The sequence below is a fragment of the Paenibacillus massiliensis 2301065 = DSM 16942 genome (genome assembly GCF_000377505.1).
Lineage (GTDB): Bacteria > Bacillota > Bacilli > Paenibacillales > Paenibacillaceae > Paenibacillus > Paenibacillus massiliensis.
In genome coordinates this window covers 141,504-162,980 of sequence record NZ_KB898192.1, presented here as the reverse complement: position 1 = coordinate 162,980, position 21,477 = coordinate 141,504, and the positions used below count along the sequence as shown (strand labels likewise).

24 protein-coding genes and 1 pseudogene are annotated in these 21,477 nt (G+C 48.4%); 24 read left to right on the top strand and 1 reads right to left on the bottom strand.

Features of this window, described 5'->3' with window-relative positions; all coding sequences use genetic code 11:
- Nucleotides 1–178 precede the first annotated feature (178 nt).
- Nucleotides 179–766, top strand: a complete 588-nt coding sequence (locus D328_RS0117210) for a CPBP family intramembrane glutamic endopeptidase (RefSeq protein WP_018886272.1) — start codon at nucleotides 179–181, stop codon at nucleotides 764–766.
- A complete protein-coding gene (locus D328_RS0117205; protein WP_018886271.1) occupies nucleotides 763–1,230 on the top strand; it encodes a hypothetical protein in 468 nt (155 codons plus the stop codon). Before D328_RS0117210 ends, D328_RS0117205 begins: the two co-directional genes overlap by 4 nt.
- Nucleotides 1,231–1,384: 154 nt before the next feature.
- On the opposite strand, the gene D328_RS0117200 is transcribed toward D328_RS0117205, so the two are convergent.
- A complete protein-coding gene (locus D328_RS0117200; RefSeq protein ID WP_018886270.1) occupies nucleotides 1,385–2,314 on the bottom strand; it encodes a polysaccharide deacetylase family protein in 930 nt (309 codons plus the stop codon).
- A gap of 105 nt (nucleotides 2,315–2,419) precedes the next feature.
- On the opposite strand from D328_RS0117200, the gene D328_RS0117195 reads away from it, so the two are divergent.
- From D328_RS0117195 to D328_RS0117090, 22 genes and pseudogenes are all read left to right on the top strand, one after another.
- Nucleotides 2,420–2,809, top strand: coding sequence for a hypothetical protein (locus D328_RS0117195; RefSeq protein WP_025681401.1), 390 nt, complete (start codon nucleotides 2,420–2,422; stop codon nucleotides 2,807–2,809).
- Nucleotides 2,810–2,999: 190 nt separating this feature from the next.
- Entirely contained in the window at nucleotides 3,000–3,614 is a 615-nt protein-coding gene (locus D328_RS0117190; RefSeq protein ID WP_018886268.1) for a genetic competence negative regulator, read from the top strand.
- Between the two features lie 155 nt (nucleotides 3,615–3,769).
- Nucleotides 3,770–4,465: a glutamic-type intramembrane protease PrsW gene (gene prsW / locus D328_RS0117185; RefSeq protein WP_018886267.1), complete on the top strand. Its 696-nt coding sequence runs from the start codon at nucleotides 3,770–3,772 to the stop codon at nucleotides 4,463–4,465.
- Between the two features lie 61 nt (nucleotides 4,466–4,526).
- Nucleotides 4,527–4,676, top strand: coding sequence for a hypothetical protein (locus D328_RS31270; protein WP_018886266.1), 150 nt, complete (start codon nucleotides 4,527–4,529; stop codon nucleotides 4,674–4,676).
- A gap of 70 nt (nucleotides 4,677–4,746) precedes the next feature.
- A complete protein-coding gene (gene ypeB, locus D328_RS0117175; protein ID WP_018886265.1) occupies nucleotides 4,747–6,111 on the top strand; it encodes a germination protein YpeB in 1,365 nt (454 codons plus the stop codon).
- A gap of 195 nt (nucleotides 6,112–6,306) precedes the next feature.
- Nucleotides 6,307–6,501: pseudogene (locus D328_RS30720) on the top strand (pentapeptide repeat-containing protein); the annotation flags it as partial.
- A 191-nt stretch (nucleotides 6,502–6,692) separates the two neighbouring features.
- Entirely contained in the window at nucleotides 6,693–7,343 is a 651-nt protein-coding gene (locus D328_RS0117165) for a flagellar brake protein (RefSeq protein WP_018886263.1), read from the top strand.
- A gap of 109 nt (nucleotides 7,344–7,452) precedes the next feature.
- Nucleotides 7,453–7,674, top strand: a complete 222-nt coding sequence (locus tag D328_RS0117160) for a hypothetical protein (RefSeq protein ID WP_018886262.1) — start codon at nucleotides 7,453–7,455, stop codon at nucleotides 7,672–7,674.
- Nucleotides 7,675–7,797: 123 nt separating this feature from the next.
- Nucleotides 7,798–8,484, top strand: coding sequence for a (d)CMP kinase (cmk, locus tag D328_RS0117155; RefSeq protein WP_081625301.1), 687 nt, complete (start codon nucleotides 7,798–7,800; stop codon nucleotides 8,482–8,484).
- Nucleotides 8,485–8,487: 3 nt separating this feature from the next.
- Nucleotides 8,488–9,075 (top strand): lysophospholipid acyltransferase family protein, encoded by a 588-nt coding sequence (locus D328_RS0117150; RefSeq protein ID WP_018886260.1) that lies wholly within the window; start codon nucleotides 8,488–8,490, stop codon nucleotides 9,073–9,075.
- Between the two features lie 111 nt (nucleotides 9,076–9,186).
- Nucleotides 9,187–10,383, top strand: a complete 1,197-nt coding sequence (gene rpsA / locus D328_RS0117145; protein ID WP_018886259.1) for a 30S ribosomal protein S1 — start codon at nucleotides 9,187–9,189, stop codon at nucleotides 10,381–10,383.
- A gap of 102 nt (nucleotides 10,384–10,485) precedes the next feature.
- The gene (der, locus tag D328_RS0117140) at nucleotides 10,486–11,808 is read left to right on the top strand and encodes a ribosome biogenesis GTPase Der (protein ID WP_018886258.1); all 1,323 of its coding nucleotides are present in this window, start codon (nucleotides 10,486–10,488) and stop codon (nucleotides 11,806–11,808) included.
- 11 nt (nucleotides 11,809–11,819) lie between these two features.
- Nucleotides 11,820–12,431: a glycerol-3-phosphate 1-O-acyltransferase PlsY gene (gene plsY / locus D328_RS0117135; RefSeq protein WP_018886257.1), complete on the top strand. Its 612-nt coding sequence runs from the start codon at nucleotides 11,820–11,822 to the stop codon at nucleotides 12,429–12,431.
- Nucleotides 12,424–13,470, top strand: a complete 1,047-nt coding sequence (locus tag D328_RS0117130) for an NAD(P)H-dependent glycerol-3-phosphate dehydrogenase (protein ID WP_018886256.1) — start codon at nucleotides 12,424–12,426, stop codon at nucleotides 13,468–13,470. The genes plsY and D328_RS0117130 overlap by 8 nt, the downstream gene beginning before the upstream one ends.
- Before the next feature lie 71 nt (nucleotides 13,471–13,541).
- Complete coding sequence (locus tag D328_RS0117125) at nucleotides 13,542–13,817, top strand: stage VI sporulation protein F (protein WP_018886255.1); 276 nt, start codon at nucleotides 13,542–13,544, stop codon at nucleotides 13,815–13,817.
- A gap of 113 nt (nucleotides 13,818–13,930) precedes the next feature.
- Nucleotides 13,931–14,539: a hypothetical protein gene (locus D328_RS0117120; RefSeq protein ID WP_018886254.1), complete on the top strand. Its 609-nt coding sequence runs from the start codon at nucleotides 13,931–13,933 to the stop codon at nucleotides 14,537–14,539.
- 30 nt (nucleotides 14,540–14,569) lie between these two features.
- Complete coding sequence (locus D328_RS0117115; RefSeq protein ID WP_018886253.1) at nucleotides 14,570–14,923, top strand: 2Fe-2S iron-sulfur cluster-binding protein; 354 nt, start codon at nucleotides 14,570–14,572, stop codon at nucleotides 14,921–14,923.
- A 436-nt stretch (nucleotides 14,924–15,359) separates the two neighbouring features.
- Nucleotides 15,360–16,838: a stage IV sporulation protein A gene (gene spoIVA, locus D328_RS0117110; RefSeq protein ID WP_018886252.1), complete on the top strand. Its 1,479-nt coding sequence runs from the start codon at nucleotides 15,360–15,362 to the stop codon at nucleotides 16,836–16,838.
- Between the two features lie 265 nt (nucleotides 16,839–17,103).
- The gene (locus tag D328_RS0117105) at nucleotides 17,104–18,186 is read left to right on the top strand and encodes a sugar ABC transporter substrate-binding protein (protein WP_018886251.1); all 1,083 of its coding nucleotides are present in this window, start codon (nucleotides 17,104–17,106) and stop codon (nucleotides 18,184–18,186) included.
- A 155-nt stretch (nucleotides 18,187–18,341) separates the two neighbouring features.
- Nucleotides 18,342–19,853 carry a sugar ABC transporter ATP-binding protein gene (locus D328_RS0117100; protein ID WP_018886250.1) on the top strand — a complete coding sequence of 504 codons (1,512 nt, stop codon included), beginning with the start codon at nucleotides 18,342–18,344 and terminating at the stop codon, nucleotides 19,851–19,853.
- Between the two features lie 3 nt (nucleotides 19,854–19,856).
- Entirely contained in the window at nucleotides 19,857–20,843 is a 987-nt protein-coding gene (locus D328_RS0117095; RefSeq protein WP_018886249.1) for an ABC transporter permease, read from the top strand.
- Nucleotides 20,844–21,053: 210 nt separating this feature from the next.
- A complete protein-coding gene (locus tag D328_RS0117090; RefSeq protein WP_407667801.1) occupies nucleotides 21,054–21,335 on the top strand; it encodes an HU family DNA-binding protein in 282 nt (93 codons plus the stop codon).
- The last annotated feature ends 142 nt before the right edge of the window (nucleotides 21,336–21,477 follow it).

Genomic DNA, 21,477 nt, shown 5'->3' with positions numbered 1-21,477 from the left:
TTTTTTCATAATGTATCATGCCTGACATGGAGATGTCAATAGGGCATGAGGAGTTTAAATCTAGTGAGTCTACAGGGGCCTAAATGTGCTAATATAAGGAGTCTGGTGCCTTGAATCAAGTGGTAAAATTGGCTATGATGCTTAATGAATAACTTAGCAGAGGACTACGTGTATAATTATGAAAAAGAAATGGAAGCTGAATTTCAGGCAGCCTGAAATTCATGAGTTGAATGAGCGAATGCTGCTCATCAATCTGTATTTGACCCAGTTCCTGACCTTGTTGATTGGAACAGTGTGGGTACTATTGCAGGGACGTAATCTACTCGTTCTTTTTGACCTGCCTGGCGATCTGCGGTTTCTCTGGTGGGGGCTAGGCTTTGCTGCAGTCATGTTGGTAGTGGATCTCCTAATCTCTAATGTGGTGCCAGAGGATGCTATGGATGATGGCGGTATCAATCGGATGCTGTTCCGAAATCGTCCTGTATGGCATATTGTCTGTATTGCTGCAATCGTGTCGATTTGTGAAGAGCTTCTGTTTCGTGGAGCGATACAACATGCATTCGGTCCTTATTGGACGAGTATTATTTTTGCGCTGATCCACATTCGGTATTTGCGGCACTGGATCCCCACTGGCTGGGTATTCTTGAGCAGCTACGGTCTTGGGTACATATACATTCAAGCAGATACATTGTGGGCCCCAATCTTGTGTCATTTTGTGATTGACCTGATCTCTGGGCTGGTACTGCGTTTTCGGAGGGAGACATGAATCAGGAGTTGAGCAGAGTAGAGCGGAACAAAATACAGCGTAGTCAGCGCTTCGATCGGTTCAAGCAGTTGTGGGGCAAGCCGCGTCCACGACATCTGGCAGCACGGCAAAGACTGCCTTTACAAGAAGCTGCGGGTGAAGCAGCATTGCAGCCTTTGACCTTGCATGAAGCGCCTGTTGTAGGCGTATCGCTCAAAGACTCGTCTGTGCTAGATATACATAATAAACAACCGATGACTCGCATGGAGCGTTCACGGACTGCTGAACAGGAGGGAAGCGAGGAATTGCCGGATGCCTACCCTTCGCGTGCGGAGCTATTCCCCTCCAGAAGGCTTCGCGTTAGCAAATGGTTTCTTAATTTTCTGAGCACACTGTTCATGCTAATCACAGCAGTGCTAGTATGGTGGGGAATCCAGGGAGCGCCTCCCGTAAAAACCTTGTTGCCAGAGATGTTTGGAGAATAGACGCTGTATATAAATTTTTTTTAATCAAACAAGCCCTGTCCTTGGGTAAGGAGCCAAAAGCACCTTCAAGGGCAGGGCTTGTTTAGTTTTGTTTGTTAGCGCGTTTGGTTCGCGCCCGTAGAGGCTGATTGCTCATAAAACGAACTTAACACTATCAGTTCTCCAGCTTAATGCTGCGAGGGTCCACGAAGCTATATCCCTTTTCCTCCAACTGGGTCAACAGCGTGTCTAATGCTTCAGCTGTCCATGGAAGCTCATGCATAAGGATGTTGCTGCCTGCGTGAAGTTGCTCCATGACATTTTTAATTAATGTCTCAGGATTGTTGGAGTGGCTCGCTTTCATGGTCCAGTCCAGTGAACCGTTAGACCAGGTCATATAGAGTAGACCGTTCTCCTTGGCAACTTTACGACCTACATCCCCGCCTGCACCATGCGGGGGACGGAAGAACACAGGCGTTACACCTGTTGTATCCTGTACCAACTTCTGTACATCCTCAATCTGTTGTTTGACTTTGGTCTCGGACTCATTTTTGAGCACAATATGATCATAGCTGTGGTTACCAATAATTTGTCCGCGCTCATGAATCAGCTTCAGCAGATCGGGGTTCTCCTTGACGCGGTAGCCGTTTACGAAGAAGATGGCTTTAGCCTCGTGCTTGTCTAAGGTATCCAGCATCTTGGTGATCATATCTCGATCCTTCGGTCCATCATCGAACGTGAGCAGCACTACTTTGCGCTCGGTCCCTTCATCGATTGGCACAATGTCATAATTGTTGTTCATCCGGTAGGTGACTGGAATGGATGCGTTACCCTCTGCAGTCCCATCATTAGCTGAACTGATCTCCGGATTTGTGGCATCCGTGGAAGCTCCAGGAGTGTTGTCATTACCTGCATTCGCAGCAGGTTCCGTTCCCTGTGACTTATCACCCTCTGTGTCCACCTTGGTCTGTGGAGACTTTTGTTCTTGCGATGATGTGGAATCCCCGGAGGCTGTACCTGCGGGCGAATTCGTAGGTTCTGTCTGGCTGCAGGCGCTCAACAGAAGCACGGCAGTCAGCAGCAGGACCGTCAGTCTGATTCGCATGATGTCACTCTCGCTTTCCTGAAATTATCTGTGTCTGTACCGCATGAGTTCATGCCCTAATGTCAACACTAACGTCGATCTTATCACAAAAAGGAGGAGCAAATTGTGAAGACATCGTCATTTTTTATGGGCGTGGTTCTTGGTGCTGTGGCCAGCTCCGTAGTCCAGCGTCGCAATATGCGTAATTTGAACCACATGATGAATAAGGCCAGAACGAAGCTGATGGATGCAGCTCTGCCAGGAATGGCAGGACTGGATAATCTGAATCTGGGGAAGGACAAGGGCCATACACGAGACAAAAATCAGCATGAGCATACTGTCGCCCATGAGCATGAGAGACATGAGACACATACCAGCCATAGCAAAACGAGCCAGCCCCTAGACAAAGAGACCAATCTGAGATTGATCAAAGAATTTATACGTTCCACTCCCGATGTCAAAAAGGAAGTTGAGATGATTCTCAAAGAGACGAACACCGCTATACCGGGGATCTAACATCAAGAAGGCTGTATAGAATCATTTCGCGGCTTTTCTCGCCGGGTAAATGATTCTTTTTTTGTCGTTTTTATTGCGTGCATTTGAGGGTATAAAATGATAACATAGCTACATAGAACCATTTTTATCACAGGTATCTTTGTTGCATCATAATCTGTTTATAATACTCGGTTGCAGAGGAGGATCCAGTATGAAAATAGAAAGATTAGGTCAGGACAAGATACGGATTTTCCTTACATTTGATGACCTTAGCGAACGAGGCATCCAGAAGGAGGATATGTGGCAGGAAATGCCTAAAGTTCATGAGCTGTTCACCGAAATGATGGACCAGGCTTATAGTGAACTGGGCTTTGATGCTACGGGTCCTCTGGCGGTTGAAGTGTTCGCGCTCCCGGCCCAGGGCATGGTTGTTATTGTTACCCGAGGGAAATATGATCACTCTCAATACGGCTCGGGTCAGGATGACGATCTGCCTGAAGAAATTTATGAAATGGAAGTAACGCTGGAGCAAAGCGATTCCATTATTTATGCATTTAATGACTTCGAGGTCTTAATTGAGGCGGCACATATGCTGGCGGGCAATGTTACCGAAGCTGGCAAGCTGTATCATTATAAAGGAAAATGGATTCTATATCTCGAACCAGAGCAAGTGGAGGAAGCCAAGCATGGTGCGCTTATTGCTGTGTTGGCCGAATTCGGTGAGGGATCATCCCTCACACCAGCAGTACTGGAGGAATACGGCAAGCTTGTAATGCCCGAGAATGCTGTAAGCATGATCTGTGAGCATTTTGATAGTCGCAGTTGATTGCCAGGCTAATGAGTTCACACGAGTTGGTGGTGAAACGAAGCCTTGCACATCTGCTTTACCGTAGACCTGAGTAGGCCGGTTCTGATTTCAGAATCGGCCAATTTTTACGACATGACATTAGATATAGATTTCATTTGCGGGGGGATGATTCGGTGCTTGTGTTCTCTTTATTAGCCGTAGCCACAGCGCCAGGAATCGCCTTGCTTACGTATGTTTACTTAAAGGACAAGTACGACTCAGAGCCTCTTCATATGGTGATTAAAGTTTTTCTGCTGGGATTTCTGATCGTGCTACCAATTATGATTATTCAGCGTGGGCTTTCTATTTGGCTCGGCACTCATCCATTTTGGGATTCCTTTGCAGTATCCGCTGGAGTGGAGGAGGTCGTTAAATGGTTCGTACTGGTCCACTTGATCTACAATCATACGGAATTCGATGAGCCCTATGATGGAATTGTATATGCGGCGGCCATCTCACTCGGGTTCGCGACAGCGGAGAATCTGCTCTATGTATGGGCAGGGCAGCCTTCAGTGGGAACGCTGCTATTGCGATCGCTGTTGCCTGTATCTGGTCATGCGATGTTCGGAGTCATGATGGGTTATTATATGGGCTTGGCTAAATTTTGCGAGACCAAGAGGACTCGTTCATATCTCACGATCGCCCTGCTGTTGCCTTGGTTCTGGCATGGGGTCTATGATATTATTTTGGATACCGTTGTGAACAACTGGATCTGGTTCATCATTCCATTGATGGCTTTCCTGTGGTACCGTGGCATGGGGAAAATCAAACGAGCGAACAGCAGATCACCTCACCGCTTTGTGAAGCGGGATGAAGAGGTTAATATGTGACAAAAATGGACACACTTAGCAGAAGAGGGTCATCATTCTGCTAATGGAGGTGTCTTTTTTTGTGCGTGTAAAGGTGAAAATCTACTGTCCCTGCTGTGGCGAGAAATTCGTGCTCAGAGGGCACAAGGAGACAGACCGAATTGAGACAGGCTTTAAGCGTTGCCTGTGTGATAACGTGGATGATTTTATCATCGAAGAAGAATCTGTATAACCAAGATGCATAACCTTCCTTTTAACTTGTCACACTATGGTTAGTGTACCTGATGAAAGGAGAGCGAATCATGTATAAGCGTCTGAGTGCGGTAATGTTCCCCATCATGACTGTATTACTGATTGGTACAGCCGTGTGGGGTTATCAGGAGAACAAGGAAAAGAACTCTATCTTGCTGAAGGCAGAGAATCAGTACCAGCGAGCCTTTCATGATCTGTCTTACCATATGGACCAGCTTCATACGGAGCTCGGGAATACGCTTGCTGTCAACTCGGCTTCACATGGCATGCACCGCAAGAGTCTTCTCAATGTATGGCGTCTGACCAGTGAGGCGCAAAATGAGGTCAATCAGCTTCCGCTCACACTGTTGCCCTTCAATCACGCAGAGGAGCTGTTGTCGCGGATGTCCAATTTCGCCTATCAAACCTCGATCCGTGATCTGAGCAAGGAGCCATTGGATGAGCGAGAGATGAAGAATCTCAAGTCACTGTATGAGAATTCGAAAGAAATCTCCAAGGATATGCAGCAGGTACGGGAGAAGGTGCTCTCCAATCACTTGCGCTGGATGGATGTCGAAACTGCCATGGCCACAGAGAACAAATCAGCCGACAATACGATTATTGATGGATTCAAGACTGTAGACAAAAAGGTGCAGGAGTACCCAGAGCTTGATTGGGGACCTTCCATCTCCAGCATGTATGAGAAGCGTTCCGTGAAGAAGCTAAATGCATTGCCGATCACTGCGCAGCAGGTCAAGGAGAAGTCTGCCAGATTCGCGGATGTCAAGCCTGAATCAGTGAAGGTGACAGAGAACGGAAAAAATACGGAGTGGCCGTCCTATACGGCCAAGATTGATCTGGGTAAAGGGAATGCGAAGTCGATGGATTTCACTCGCAATGGCGGGCTGCTGATCTCTTACACGTACACCCGTGAAGTGGGACAGAAGAAGGCAGGGCGTGAGGAGGCGATTGAAGCCGGTAAGCAATTCCTGAGAAATAAGGAATATGGCGAGATGAGCCCTGTCGCATACGATGAGTACGATAATCTTGCTAATATCACCTTCGTTCCAGTCAAGGATAATGTATTCCTTTATCCGGAGAAGGTAACGGTCCGCACAGCGCTTGATAATGGAGAGGTAATAGGCGTCCAGGCTGCCGATTATGTATACGAGCACAGCGACAAGCGTATCATTCCCAAGGCCAAGCTGACGATAGAGCAAGCACGTAAAAAGTTGAATCCGGAATTCAAGGAATCCTACCACCGGATGTCTCTGATCAAAAATGAAATGTCCAAGCAAGTGCTGACACATGAATTTGGCGGTCGAATTAATGGGTCGGTGTATCGCATCTACCTGAATGCAGATACCGGTCTTGAGGAAAGTATTGAGGTAGTGAAAGATTCTGATGAGCCTAATCAGCGTACAGATGGTATTTAGGCTTGGTGAAGGATGTACATGCCATTGCGAAGGTATGTAATATTGAATGTGCTTAAGGGACTGAACGGAGAAATACTCTGTTCAGCCCTTTTTTTTGATAATAGAATTATTTCAGCGGAACTGAACAATTGGATTATCGCAAGAAAACTTCAACTAAACGCGGTCTGTCTTCTGTGAAAGTACGCTAATTTTCAAAATGCCAATCTTTCCAACGCGAATCTAGGTCATATGGATGTCAGTAGGGCGGTGTTCAGGAATGCCAACCTGCAAGGAGTCAACCTGAGCGAAGCAGTACTCGAAGAGGCTGAATTCGAAGGTGCTCTGTACAACGCTGCTTCAATATGGCCAGACGGATTCGATCCGAGTTCCAGAGGAGCCATCCAGTTGTGAGAAGACTGTTCCGATAACTTCGATGGATTGTGTCCCATTGATAAAAGGGGCTTAATCATATTCATTTAATAGCTCATGGCTATGTCACGCTTCTTTAAAATTATAGTTATTTTATAATTCCTAGCGGGGGCGTGCGTGCTATAATCGGGTATAGCGGCACATGCTGCCATCATTTTCAGGACGGTGAGATCGTGTATCCGAAACACAACGAGACATTATACATTCAAATAGCCTCTGCTGACGAGCGTGAACGCGACGAGGAATACAAAGCAAGAATTCACGACATTACGGATCAAGGCATCCTCATCGATGTACCTATGAATGTTCACAACGGTAGACTTCGCAAGCTTCATTTTGGTGATGAGCTATCCGTGAAATACATTCAGGAGGATGGCAAAACACACTATTTTATTACCCATGTGCTCGGATTCGAACAGGATAATCTGCGGCTGGTAAGACTGCACAAGCCTCTTCCTGATGAAATATCCTCAGTACAGCGTCGCAGCTATTTGCGAGTACAGTCCAAGCTTGAGCTGGCGGTTCAGAATGAGTTCGGTGATCGCTTCGTTGCTCAGACGATGGATGTTGGAGGCGGGGGCGTATCGTTCGATACGGGACGAAAGGATCTGGGCGCCGGACAGCAGCTTACCTGCTGGTTGCTGCTTCCTTATCAGAATGGCACACGTGAGCACGCGGACTTCAAGGCAGAGATTGTCAGGACGGTCGCATTAGAGAATGGTAGACAGCAGATTATGCTTGCCTATAAAGCAATTACAGATATGGAAAGGCAGAAGATAATCAAGTACTGCTTCGAGCACCAGCTAGTGTTCCGAGACAAATAGACGATGTTCAATCGTAAATGGCCTATATTTGAAAATGAATGGGAATAAAATACATAGAGCTCTGGTACACTAACTCGCAGACATCAAAAGACCATGTGGAGGGACCTACATGACATCAGACGATCATAAGCGAGGCTCGTCCAAGGAGCACACGAATATCCCCTTCATTTTCCTCGTCATTTGCTGCCTGCTCAGTGTTGGTCTGGTCTGGCAGGTGCTGCTGCATATTCCCTTTACCTACGGGCTTCTTGCCCCACTGCGCGAGCTTGAAGGCATTCCTGTAGATCAGCAATATCTGGAGCGTATGATGGAGAATGCTGAAAATCTATGAATTTTATAACACTTGTGTTTTTGCATGCGCAAGCGATCTGTGGTATAATTTTCACGTCGCAGGCAATGCCTGCTTTTTTCTTGAGGATCAGCTTTGAGGAGGAGTGCCCCGTTGGTAAGCCAAATGACAGAACTAAACGGGAAAATAAACATTGCAATAGACGGACCAGCAGGGGCTGGGAAGAGTTCCGTAGCCAAGAAAGTGGCTGAAATTCTCTCCTATGTATATGTGGATACCGGCGCGATGTACAGGGCTGCAACCTGGTACATGCTGAAGCAGAATATTTCGGCTGAAGATGAATCCACTGTGCTTCAACGTGCACAGCAATTGGTTATTGAATTAATACCTGATCCTTCCGGTCAAAAGGTGCTGTGCAATGGAACAGACGTTACAGAGGCTATACGCTCCAGAGAAGTTACTGGTGTCGTATCCCAATACGCCCGAATAGCTGGTCTGCGCCAGCAGCTGACAGCAAGTCAGCGGAAGATGGCAGAGCGCAAGGGAGTTGTCATGGATGGCAGGGATATTGGTACAACAGTGCTACCTGATGCCGAACTGAAGGTATTTATGACAGCTAGTGTCAAGGAACGAGCTCTCCGCCGATTCAAGGAAATGCGGGAGACAGACATCACACTGGAGCAGCTGGAACGTGACATTGCTGCACGTGACAAGCTCGACGAGGAACGCGAGGTTTCGCCGCTGCGTCGCAGTGAGGATGCTATCGAACTCGATACGACCGATATGGACTTCGATACGGTAGTCAATACGATTGTATCTTACTGCAAAACCGCGATAGGATGGGGAGATTAATTCATGATTTATACCATATGCAGCGGTATTTTACGACTGCTGTACCGTTTACTGTTCAGAATTGAGGCTGTAGGAGCCGAGAATGTGCCTGCACAGGGGGGCGTACTGTTATGCTCCAACCACATCAGTAATCTGGACCCGCCGACGGTAGGTATACTATTGAAGCGCAAAGTCCATTTTATGGCGAAGGCTGAGCTCTTCGAGGTTCCAGTACTAGGCCCACTGATTGATAAGCTGGGAGCTTTTCCGGTGAAGCGTGGTGGCGTCAGTAAGGAATCCATTAAGCTGGCCATTCAGATTTTGCGTGATGGCAATGTGGTGGGCATTTTTCCGGAGGGTTCTCGTAACTCTTCTGGGATTGTCAAAAAAGGAGCCGCAAGCTTCGCACTTCGTAGTGGGGCCGCAGCTGTACCTGTCGCCATAGTAGGTGAGTACAAATTGTTCCGTAAATTGAAAGTCATTTATGGGCAGCCCGTGGACCTTGAGAGCTTTAAGAGCTCGACAGAGGGTGATCCACTGGAGCTGGCTACGGAAGCAATTATGTCACGCATTCGCACTATGAAGGAGACAGGACAACCAACCCGCGAGTAGCGGGTGCATGTTTTCTGTTTTCGCTGGAAGAATACTGATATATGAATGTTTTGAACTCTGCTACGAGCAGGTTTAAATAAATGGCTTTTTTGAATTGAGGAGGGTATTGACATGTCGGAAGAAACTAAAAATCAAGAAGTGTCAAATCAAGATGAACTGGACCAAATGGTATCATTGAAAAAAGGTGATACGGTAACAGGAACAATCGTAAAATTAGAAGATAACCAAGCGGTAGTAAGCATTGGATATAAATACGACGGTGTTATTGCGCTCCGCGAGTTGTCTTCCGCACAGCCAGGTGAGGAAGCTCCACAAGTAGGCCAAGAGATCGAAGCTAAGGTCGTAAGCATCGACGACAACAAGGAAAAGCTTGTATTGTCCAAACGTGCGATCGATAGCGAGAACGCTTGGGAAAAGCTGCAAAGCTATTCCGATAACAATGAAGTGTTCGAAGTCGTTGTTACTGACGTTGTTAAAGGTGGCGTAGTAGCAGACGTAGGTGTACGTGGATTTATTCCTGCTTCTATGGTAGAACGTCATTTCGTAGAAGATTTCAGCGATTACAAAGGTCGCACTCTGCGTGTTAAAGTGAAGGAACTGGATCGTGAGAATAACAAAGTGATCCTGTCCCAAAAAGATGTACTTGAAGCTGAGTACGAAGCTAACAAGCACAAAATCATGTCCGAGCTGCAAGAAGGTCAAGAAATCGTGGGTACGGTTCAACGCCTGACTCAATTCGGTGCCTTCGTTGATGTAGGCGGAGTTGATGGTCTGGTGCATGTATCCGAGATCGCTTGGACTCATGTTGACAAGCCTTCCGATGCAGTGTCCGAAGGTGACCAAGTGAAGGTTAAGGTTCTGAAGGTTGATCCTGAGAAGGGCAAAATCAGCCTGAGCATGAAAGCAGTTCAACCAGGTCCTTGGGAAACGGCTGCTGAGAAATTCAACATTGGTGATGTAGTGACTGGCGTTGTAAAACGTCTGGTGAACTTCGGTGCCTTCGTTGAAATTGCTCCTGGTGTTGAAGGACTGGTGCATATCTCCCAGATCTCTCACAAGCACATTGGTACTCCTCATGAAGTACTGAAAGAAGGACAAGAGGTTCAAGTGAAGGTCCTTGACCTGAACACGGCTGAGAAGCGTGTTAGCTTGAGCATCAAGGAGACTGAAGAAGCTCCTGCTCCTGCACCTAAGGCTGAGAAGACTCGTGCACCAAGAGAAAACAACAGTGCAGGTGTCTCCCATAACGAAAGCATGAGCGTGACCCTTGGCGAGCGCTTTGGCGACAAGCTCAGCAAATTCAAATAAGCAATACCCATGAGGTTAGAATAGGCATTAGGTACACCATCGGCGGACCCAGAGGGTTCGCCGATTGTTGTTACTTCCGATACTGACAGGAGGAGTTGAATTATGGCAAGACCCGTTGTGGCGATCGTTGGTCGACCCAATGTAGGGAAATCGACTATTTTTAACAGAGTTATTGGAGATCGTCTGGCTATTGTAGAAGATAAGCCAGGTATTACCCGTGACCGGATCTATGGAATTGGGGAATGGAATGGCAAGCCGTTCAGCATTATTGACACTGGCGGCATTGAAATTGATGGTACAGATGAGATCATGAAGTCCATACGGATGCAGGCTGAACTCGCAATCGAGGAAGCGGATGTCATTGTGTTCATGTGTGATGCCAAAAGCGGTGTTACACAGTCTGACGAAGAGGTCGCTCAAATGCTGTACAAATCAGGCAAGCCAGTAATCGTCGCTGTGAACAAGGTGGATAACATTGGGCGAAGTGATTTGATTTATGAATTCTATGGCTTCGGCTTCGGTGATCCGATCGGCGTATCCGGTAGCCACGGTACAGGAATCGGTGATCTTCTGGATGCGATTACAGAGAAGCTGCCTGAGCTGGAGGATGATGGGTACGATGATGATGTTATACGTGTGGCCTTGATTGGCCGTCCGAATGTCGGCAAATCATCTCTGGTCAATGCCATTCTCGGTGAAGAGCGAGTCATCGTCAGCGATGTTGCTGGTACGACTCGAGATGCTATTGACACTCCGTTTGAGAAAGATGGTCAGCGGTACGTACTTATTGATACTGCAGGGATGCGTAAGCGTGGTAAAGTGTATGAGACAACCGAGAAATACAGCGTTATGCGTGCCATGCGTGCTATTGAACGTGCAGATGTCGTACTCGTTGTCATTAATGGTGAAGAAGGTATTATCGAACAGGACAAGCATATTGCCGGCTACGCTTATGAAGCAGGTAAGGCTTCACTGTTTGTCGTGAATAAGTGGGATGTCGTGGAGAAGGATGACAAAACCATGAAGGAGTTTGAGACCAAAATCCGCGATCACTTCCTGTTCATGACGTATGCACCAGTGGTGTTCCTGTCAGCGAAGACCAAGCAACGTCTGCACAAGCTGCTTCCTGTAGTGCAGAATGTGGCTCAGCAGCACGCAATGCGTATACAGACGCATCTGCTGAACGATGTGGTATCCGATGCGGTTGCTATTACACCACCACCTACGGACAAGGGCCGTCGCTTACGCGTGAACTATGTGACGCAAGTGGCTGTGAAGCCGCCGACGATGGTTGTCTTCGTGAATGATCCAGAGCTGATGCATTTCTCGTATGAACGCTACCTGGAAAATAAAATTCGCGCCGCCTTCAATTTTGAAGGGACTCCAATACGGATCTTTACCCGGCGCAAGTCTGACGAAAGTTAGGGGAGAACAACTTGCTACTACAGACGGTTGCAATAGTAATCAGTTATTTGCTCGGCTCCATCAGCTTTAGTGTTCTATTCGGCAGATTGCTGAAGGGAGTCGATATCAGACAGCATGGCAGCGGTAATGCTGGTGCGACGAATACACTTAGAGTGTTGGGTAAGGGACCTGCCATCATGGTATTGGTGCTGGACGTACTTAAAGGCGTGCTTGCTGTCTGGATTGGTCATTGGCTGGGTGGAGACTCCGAATGGCTTCCTGCTCTCACAGGAATAGCAGCGATTATTGGGCATAATTGGCCGATCTACTTCAACTTTCGGGGAGGCAAAGGAATTGCCACTGCGATTGGGGTGCTGGCTTCGATTGCGCTCATTCCTGCTCTGCTTGCTGGTGTCATTGCGATTCTCTCGATTGTAATTACCCGTTTTGTATCGCTAGGCTCTCTGATTTTTGTTATTCTGACTCCTTGGATGATGCTGGTGCTTGGCTACTCATGGCCCCTGTTCTGGTCTGGCGTGATCATCTGTTTGTTCGCCGTCTGGAGACATCGTACCAACATCGTGAAGCTGATGAAGGGTCAGGAGAACAAGCTTGGTTCCAAGGGAGGGAATCATCGTGTCTAAGTCGGAAAAGGTTGCGGTATTGGTAGCAGGTAGTTGGGGAACTGCTTTGGCCGCGGTTCTGGCCGACAATGGATCTGAAGTTGTAATCTGGACCCGAAACGCGGAACAGGCTGAGGAGATCAACATGCTCCATACGAATAGCCGCTATCTTCCTTCCGCACAGCTGTCCCCAGCCATTCGGGCGACGACTGAGATGGGGGAGGCGGTCAGTGGAGCAAAGGCTGTCCTCATCGTTGCTCCCTCCTCAGCCATGCGCCAGGTGTCACGAGAGCTTGCTCGCCATGTTGGGCAAGATACACTCATCGTTCATGCGACGAAGGGCTTTGAGACGGAGACACTCAAGCGCATGTCACAGGTCATCTCTGATGAGCTTGGTTGCGAGGAAGGACATGTCGTTGTGCTGTCTGGTCCAAGTCATGCTGAAGAGGTTGTTCGTAAATGCCCAACAACGGTTGTCGTTGCTTCCTTGGAGGATCAGGCTGCGCAACGGGCTCAGGATTTGTTCATGAACTCGTATTTCCGCGTCTATACCAATCGTGATCTCATTGGTGTGGAGCTGTCTGGTGCACTCAAGAACATCATTGCGCTAGGTGCAGGAATGTCTGACGGACTTGGCTTCGGGGATAATGCCAAAGCTGCGCTGCTGACACGAGGACTCGCAGAGATTACCCGTGCTGGCGTGGAGATGGGTGCCAATCCGCTCACTTTTGCTGGTCTCGCAGGAATCGGTGATCTCGTCGTAACAGCAACCAGCCAGCACAGCCGTAATTGGAGAGCAGGCTCTATGCTGGGTAAGGGTATGCCGTTAGAGGAAGTACAACACACCATGGGCATGGTCATTGAGGGAATTCGTACGACTCAGGCTGCCCATGCCATTGCAGTATCGCTTGGCGTTCAGATGCCGATCACGGATCAGTTATACAAAGTACTGTTCGAAGGACAGGATGTCCGTGAGGCTGTAGAGGCCTTGATGGGTCGAGATCCCAAGACCGAGATGGAACTTATGCCCTTGAAGACTTGGGAACAGTGGAATTCCTGATCACAGGGGCATTCACCTTTTCCAGACTAAGCTCATACACTAATCTGAGCAATGTCGGAGGAGGGGAGACTGTGAGCAAGAACTTTCCAAAGGATGCACTGAAGGCTATCAATCAGAAGAGCGGAAAAAGCATTTCCGAGAACGCCGTCAAAAAGCTGGCTAGCAAGGTGAATTCGGAGACGATGCAGAGCGAAGCTCAGCTACGCCAATTGATTAAGCAGGTGGCGGCCATGGCTAAGTTGCAAGTATCGGAAGGTACCATTCAAGATATCGTAAAGGCTGTCAAGAAGAGCGGTATGAATCCTTCCAACATGGAAGCCTTGATGAAAATGATGATGAAAAAATAATGTGCTGCCTGGCTGCAAGGGGCCCGCGAACTTCTTAGGTTCGTGGGCTTTTGTGAAACCCGCGTTCAGGCTGCGATAACAATAGAACATTGGTTAAGAAAGGTGGAGCGCAGATGAAAAGGCTTGATCTGTCTGCGAGGCTGACCACGATGCCACAGCTCCATGAAGCCATCCGGCAGCTGGCTGCCGCGTGGTCATCTTCGTCCTCTTGCTGGCTCTTGGGAGGAAGTTGTTCTTTACTTCTACAAGGCGTGGAGCTGGACAAGTCCCCGAATGATATTGATGTATATGCTGATCTTCGCGCAGCCAAGCAACTGCACGGGCACGCACCTGGTCGGTCCCTGGACGAGCAACAGCTGAGCAGAAGCGAGGCTTATTTATCTCTGCTAAGTCATTATGAGCTGGAAGGCTTGACCTTGGAATTGGTCGGAGGTTTCGAGGTGTACGCGACAAATTCTCTGTATCGGGTGGAGATTGAACAGGTGCTTCAATCTGCTGCCCCCGGGATAACGATCAGTAACTACTCCGTCCGTCTGATGCCCTTGGCCCACGAGCTCTTGTTCAATCTCCTGCGTGGCAGGGAGGATCGGTATCAGTCGATTGCCAAAACCATGAATACGGAAGCGGACGAGCATAGAGACCTGCTGGAGCTCTTGCTAGCACGGAATGTATGGTCTGATGCACACGTAGATCATCTCAGACGGTTGCTCAACTGGCTCTAATACAAGCTTTGCTGGGAGGTGCTTATCCTGATGAGTCATGAGGTATGCTTTATGCCATCTGGCAAACGTATAGCAGTTCGCTCAGGCACAACTATTCTGGAAGCCGCGCGCAAGGCTGCTGTTCATATTTCCTCACGCTGTGACGCCAAGGCTTCCTGTTTGATGTGTAAGGTGACTATTGCCCCAGAGTGGGCTGAGGCTGCAGGCGTGCCGACCGAAGCAGAGAGGCGTAAACTAGATTCACTGCTTCAGGAGGGGCAACGTCTGTCTTGCCAGGCTAGAGCCTGGGGCTCGCTGGTAGTCACTGTACCAGAGGACCCATTAAAGGCAGCAGTACGTAGACAACTGGAGAAGCAGCAGGAAGACGATGACAGCCTGTGGTAAAATAATTATTTAAGAGAATTGGCTTTTGGCCAAGGTGGACCTGGAGACGAATCCGTTATGGATTCGTTTTTTTTTTTTTTGCTTAATTGTTTGCCTCACTGGACATGGATATTAAAACTCATACCGATGCAGGTCTGTTCGGCGCTGCACGTGCATATAATGACTGTGGCGGTTCAGCACAGGCTTGTGAAGAGGAGGAATGATTTCGTGCCAGAGTTATCAGTCATATCTTCACCGCCTGATACATATGATGATACCAGTCCAATTGCATGTACGAGTGTAGGCCGCTATGACCGATTCTATCAGCCATGACGCTCGGCGGCGGACGACTTCCAGGCTTGCTCTGCCGCAGCTGGGTACCAAGTCTTCTGATCGAACACGAAGCGGATGCTCTTATAGCATTTTTCCTTCGGAGAATCTTGAGGAGGGGATTTCATTGGAGAAAGTAGACATTTTTAAAGACATTGCCGAGCGCACCGGGGGAGATATCTATCTGGGAGTCGTCGGCGCCGTTCGTACAGGAAAATCAACATTTATCAAACGCTTTATGGAAACGGTAGTCTTGCCGAATATTGCGAATGAAGCTGACAGGGTGCGCGCAGTGGATGAACTTCCGCAGAGTGCCGCGGGCAAGACAATCATGACAACAGAGCCTAAATTTGTACCCAACAATGCTGTACAGATACGTGTAGCAGAGGGCCTGGATGTAAACGTGCGATTAGTGGACTGTGTAGGCTATGCTGTGGAAGGTGCGAAGGGCTATGAGGATGAGAACGGCCCGCGTATGATTTCTACACCATGGTTCGAGGAGCCGATTCCATTCCAGGAAGCGGCGGAGATCGGAACACGTAAGGTCATTCAGGAGCACTCGACGCTTGGCGTCGTCGTTACGACGGACGGTACGATTGCCGAGATTCCTCGCAGCTCTTATGTAGAATCAGAGGAGCGAGTCATTGAGGAGCTAAAGGAAGTTGGCAAGCCATTCGTACTTGTTATTAACTCCACTCGTCCTAATAGCGAGGAGACCTTACAGCTGCGGAGTGAACTGGCAGCCAAGTACGATATTCCTGTCATGACACTCAGTGCAGCTACGATGACTGAGGATGATGTTACAGGCGTACTTCGCGAGGTATTATATGAATTTCCTGTGCATGAGGTGAATGTCAATCTTCCAAGCTGGGTGATGGTCCTGAGTGAGAATCACTGGCTCCGCAACAACTATGAGAATTCTGTGCGAGACACAGTGAAGGACATTCGGCGATTGCGTGATGTAGATCGAGTCGTAGGGCATTTCATGGAATATGACTTCATTGACCGTGCCGGATTAAGCGGCATGAATATGGGGCAAGGCGTCGCTGAGATTGACCTGTATGCTCCAGACGAACTGTATGACCAGATTCTCATCGAGGTTGTTGGTGTGGAGATTCGTGGAAAAGACCACTTGCTGCAGCTGATGCAGGATTTCTCTCATGCCAAGCGCGAATATGACCGATTTGCGGAAGCATTGGAGATGGTGAAGACTACAGGCTATGGTATAGCGGCACCTTCACTATCTGAGATGGCTCTGGATGATCCGCAGTTGATCCGACAAGGGTCACGTTTTGGGGTGAGGCTGAAGGCAACAGCACCTTCCATTCATATGATTCGGGTGGATGTTGAATCTGAATTCGCTCCGATTATCGGTACCGAGAAGCAGAGCGAGGAACTGATGCGCTATCTGATGCAGGACTTTGAGAATGACCCGATCAAAATCTGGGAATCGGATATCTTCGGTCGTTCACTCCATTCCATTGTTCGTGAAGGGATTCAGGGGAAGATTGCCATGATGCCGGACAATGCCAGATACAAATTGCAAGAGACGCTGGGACGCATTATTAATGAGGGTTCTGGCGGTCTGATTGCTATTATTCTTTAAGCAGATGCTGAGCAAGATCGCCTAATTTGCAACAGAAAATAGAGGCAACGATAAGGTACCTTCAAGCCAATGGCGGAGGTGCCTTGTTTGTGTTTGTCAGACTTTTTTTAAACTAAACTATGAATAGTTAGAATTTTAAAAATAAACTTTTAAAACCTATTTACATTGTCGGATTAAAGCGATATATTATTTAATAATTCATAATCATGAATGAATATGTAATCACCTACAGGGTAGGGCAAGCAGGATGAGGGGGAACAGAAGGATGTTGAAGACAAAGAGAAAAGTATGGGGATTATCCTTGATTCTGGCGCTGGTAGTTATACTGAGTGCATGCGGTCAAAGCGCACAGACTGCCGGGGGCGGGGATAGCTCTAATGCAGCAGGCTCCTCCGAACCTGGAGATCTGAGAGGCAAGCGAATTGCGCTAATTATGGAATTCAATACAGGCACCTTCTCACAGCAATACGTGCAGGGGGTAGAAGAAGAGGTCAAGAAATTCGGGGGTACGCTTACCAAGTTTGTAGCAGATAATGATAAAGCGAAGATGGCTTCGCTGCTGGATAGTGCTATTACACAGCAATTTGATGCCATTCTGACAGATCATGGTGATGCGTTGCTGGAGCCAGGTCTGAAGAAGGCGGTAGAACGTGGAATTCCGGTAATCGTGTTCGATGCAGCGGTGAACGTGCCAGGAGCTGTCGTCTTGTCACAGGATGATCAGAAGATGGCCGAGCTGACATTGGAACAGATGAAGAAGGATATTGGCGGCAAAGGGAACATTGTCAAGGTATGGGTAGCAGGCTTTGCACCAATGGAGCGTCGACAGCTGTCCTATGCAAAGTTCCTGGAGGAGAATCCAGACATTAAAGAGATTGCGACCTTTGGTTCCGCCCAAAACCCGGCATTGGACACACAGGCCAAGATGGAAGCCGTCCTGAAGCAATATCCGAAAGGCGAAATTACAGCCGTATGGGCTGCTTGGGATGAGTTCGCTAAAGGGGCTGCACGTGCGATTCAACAGGCTGGACGCGATGAGATCAAGATCTACGGCATTGATATGAGCGACGAGGATCTGCAAATGATCCAGGATCCTAGCAATCCTTGGGTAGCTTCTGCAGCAGTAGACCCTACAGATATTGGCCGAGTTCAGGTACGATACGCATATCAAAAGCTCCATGGAGACAACCCGGAGGAGAAGGTCGTGCTGGAGCCCGTGTATGTGCATCGTGATGCCCTTCCTGACCAGCAAATCTCCACCAGTGAACTCTCTCAATATGTAGAGGGATGGGGGCAAAGTGAGCAGGGCAAGAAGGATTGGATGAGCGAATATGAGTCTGCGCAATAAGTCGTACTAGTGACCAGAATTGGGGCGTCATACGGGAGCATTTTATAGCTAGTTAGAAGGCTTTCGTAAGCATGAGATAGTACAGAAAGTTCGGGCAGGCGCGCTACGGCGCGTCTGTTCTTGTATGTAAGGCTAAAGTCAGGAGGGTGGTCCCCTTGGGTAATTCGATGTACGAGCTCACGATGAAAGAAATTTCTAAAGAGTTCTCGGGCGTTCCGGCACTGCAAGGAGTGGATTTCTCCGTACGTGGTGGAGAGATACATGCACTGCTCGGTGCCAATGGTGCAGGTAAAAGCACGCTTATGAAGGTATTATCAGGAGCATATACCGCTGATAGTGGGACAATTGCTGCGAATGAACAGATATTGAGCATTCGCGATCCACTTGAGGCCAAACAAGCGGGTATTCATTGTGTGTATCAGGAGGTTGATTCGGTCCTGGTGCCTCAGCTCACAGTAGCTGAAAATATCATGCTCGATGAACTTTCCGCGCGTGGCAGCGGGCTGTGGTTCGGTGGCAGGGGTATGAGACAGCATGCTGAGCAGGCACTGCAGCGGCTTGGAATTCAGCTGGACCTTCAGCAGAAGGCAGCGGATCTGGCGCTAGCAGAGAAACAGATGGTGCTGATCGCGCGTATCCTAACTCATGACGCTAAGGTTATTATTTTTGATGAGCCTACGGCGCCATTAAGTCAGAGCGAGACTGTACGATTGTTCCAGATTATGCATCAGCTCAAGCAGGAAGGGGTAGCTTGTATTCTCATTACACACCGCCTTCCTGAGGTTGTGGAGCACAGCGACCGCATCACGGTCATGCGAGATGGGCAGCAGGTATGGACAGGCTTTACCCAAGATACAGATACAGCGGGCATTGTGCAGCACATGCTTGGCAAAACCTTTGAGGAGGAGTTCCCAAAGTCGGATACGGCTATCGGTAATGTAGTTCTTGAGACGCAGGGGCTCAAGCAAGGGGTCAAGGTCCGTGGAGTCGATCTAAAGGTGCGGACGGGGGAGGTGCTTGCGGTAGTCGGTCTTGTAGGAGCTGGGAAAACCGAGCTGTCCCGACTGCTGTCTGGTGCGGACCTACCAGATGAAGGAGTTATTACGCTGTCTGGTCAGAGGGTGCGGATGAAGCAGCCTGCTGATGCGATCGAGCAAGGGATTGTATCTGTTCCAGAGGAGCGGCGCAAGCAGGGAATTCTGATCGATGAATCTGTTGAACGGAATCTCAGTCTACCAATGCTGAAGCAGCTTAGTTCGTTCGGATGGGTGAATCGCGCGATGGAGCGTATTCATGGGCAGCAGCTGGTCGCTTCCCTTGGAATCAAGATTTCATCTATACAGCAGGAGGTCAAATATTTGAGTGGTGGCAATCAGCAAAAGGTAGCCATCGGCAAGTGGCTTAATACGGGAGCAAGTGTGTTCGTATTTGATGAGCCGACCAAGGGCGTCGATATTGGAGCAAAAAGCGACATTTTCAAGCTGATCGGTGAGCTGGCCGCTGCTGGTAAGGCGGTCATCTATCTAACCTGTGAATTTGCAGAAGGCCTAGGAATCGGGGATCGAATTGCCGTGATGTACGATGGGGCCATTGTGAAGGAATTTGCCAGAGGTGAGACGGATCAAGAACGGCTGCTGCTGTATGCAAGCGGCAGTAGGGAGGAGTAAGGCATGAAGGACACATGGTTAAACGCATCTTTTCGATACGGGGCTGTTATTGTTATTGCTGCCGTATTCATTTATTTTTCGATCACACTACCGTACTTTTTCACATATGACAATTTGACAGATATTCTAAGCTCCATTTCGATTGTAACCTTCGTGGCCATTGGGGTTACCCTTTCCCAGATCGTGGATGGCTTTGATCTGTCTGTGGGCTCGACGGTATCTCTAACGACGGTAGCGGCTGCTACACTTATGATCTGGTATGAGCAGCCCGTATATATCGTCATTATTGTCTCCCTAGCGATTGGTGCTATCGTAGGGCTAATGAACGCTCTACTCATCGTCAAGCTGCGCATTCCCGATCTGCTGGCGACTCTTGCGGTCATGTATATTATCAGTGGTCTGCACAAGACGTACGCACAGGGCTATACCATCTACAATAACATGCAATTTCCAGATGGAAGTAAGGCTCCAGGCTCCATGTCTCCAGGGTTTCTGTTACTGGGACAGGGCAAGCTGCTGGGGATTCCGATCTCCGTCCTGTTACTCATCATTGCTGTACTGTTCGTCCATATTTTCCTGACCTATACGAAGTATGGACGCCAGATGTATGTCACTGGCGGTAACAGAGAAGCTGCAAGATTGTCGGGGATCAAGGTCAACCGTGTGCGTACACTGGCTTACGTGGCTTCAGGTATATTTGCTGCGATCGGCGGGATTTTGTATGCATCGCGTGTCGGCTCAGGTCAGATTGATGCTGGTGCTCCCCTGCTGATGGAGGCTGTCGCGGCTGTATTCGTAGGCTTTTCTGTATGGGGGGCGGGGAAGGCCAATGTTATCGGTACCTTCTTTGGCTCTGTGCTCATTGGCGTGCTGGTGAATGGCTTGACCATGATGAATGTACAGTATTTTGCGCATGACATTATTAAAGGAACGGTGCTCGTGCTGGCGCTTGCAGTCACTTTTTATGTTTTGAATCGCCGTCGTACTTGAAATTGTTGATCTTCTGTATTACTATAAACCTTGTTCCGGCCTAAGTATGTTGTTCTATCAGCGATTTTGGGCATTGCTAACTAAAAATAAGCGGTTATACGTATATTTGACGGCAAAACGGAAAGAGTTGATACTACTTCGTTAGCAGCGATCTGAAGGACGGATGTTCTGCAGATTGTCATTTCCAGCAATACACATTGGATTCAGGAGGTGAATAACGTGAACAAGACAGACTTGATCAATCAAGTTGCTGAGAAAACTGAGCTGTCCAAGAAGGATGTAACCAAAGCAGTGGATGCACTGTTTGATACGATTTCTGAGGCTCTGCAATCCGGTGACAAGGTACAATTGGTGGGTTTTGGTAACTTCGAGGTTCGTGAGCGTTCCGCCCGTAAAGGTCGTAACCCGCAAACAGGGGAAGAGATCGAAATTCCAGCTAGCAAAATCCCAGCATTCAAGCCGGGTAAAGCACTCAAAGACGGAATTAAATAGTATCGAAAGAAAAACTTCCGCTTAATGGTGGCCTGTCTACTGTGATAGTATGACAATAGATGTTTTTCTTTAGATAATAGAATTTATAAGTTTTCAGCGCAGCTGAACAGTTCGATTATCGCAAGAAAAACTTCCGCTTAAG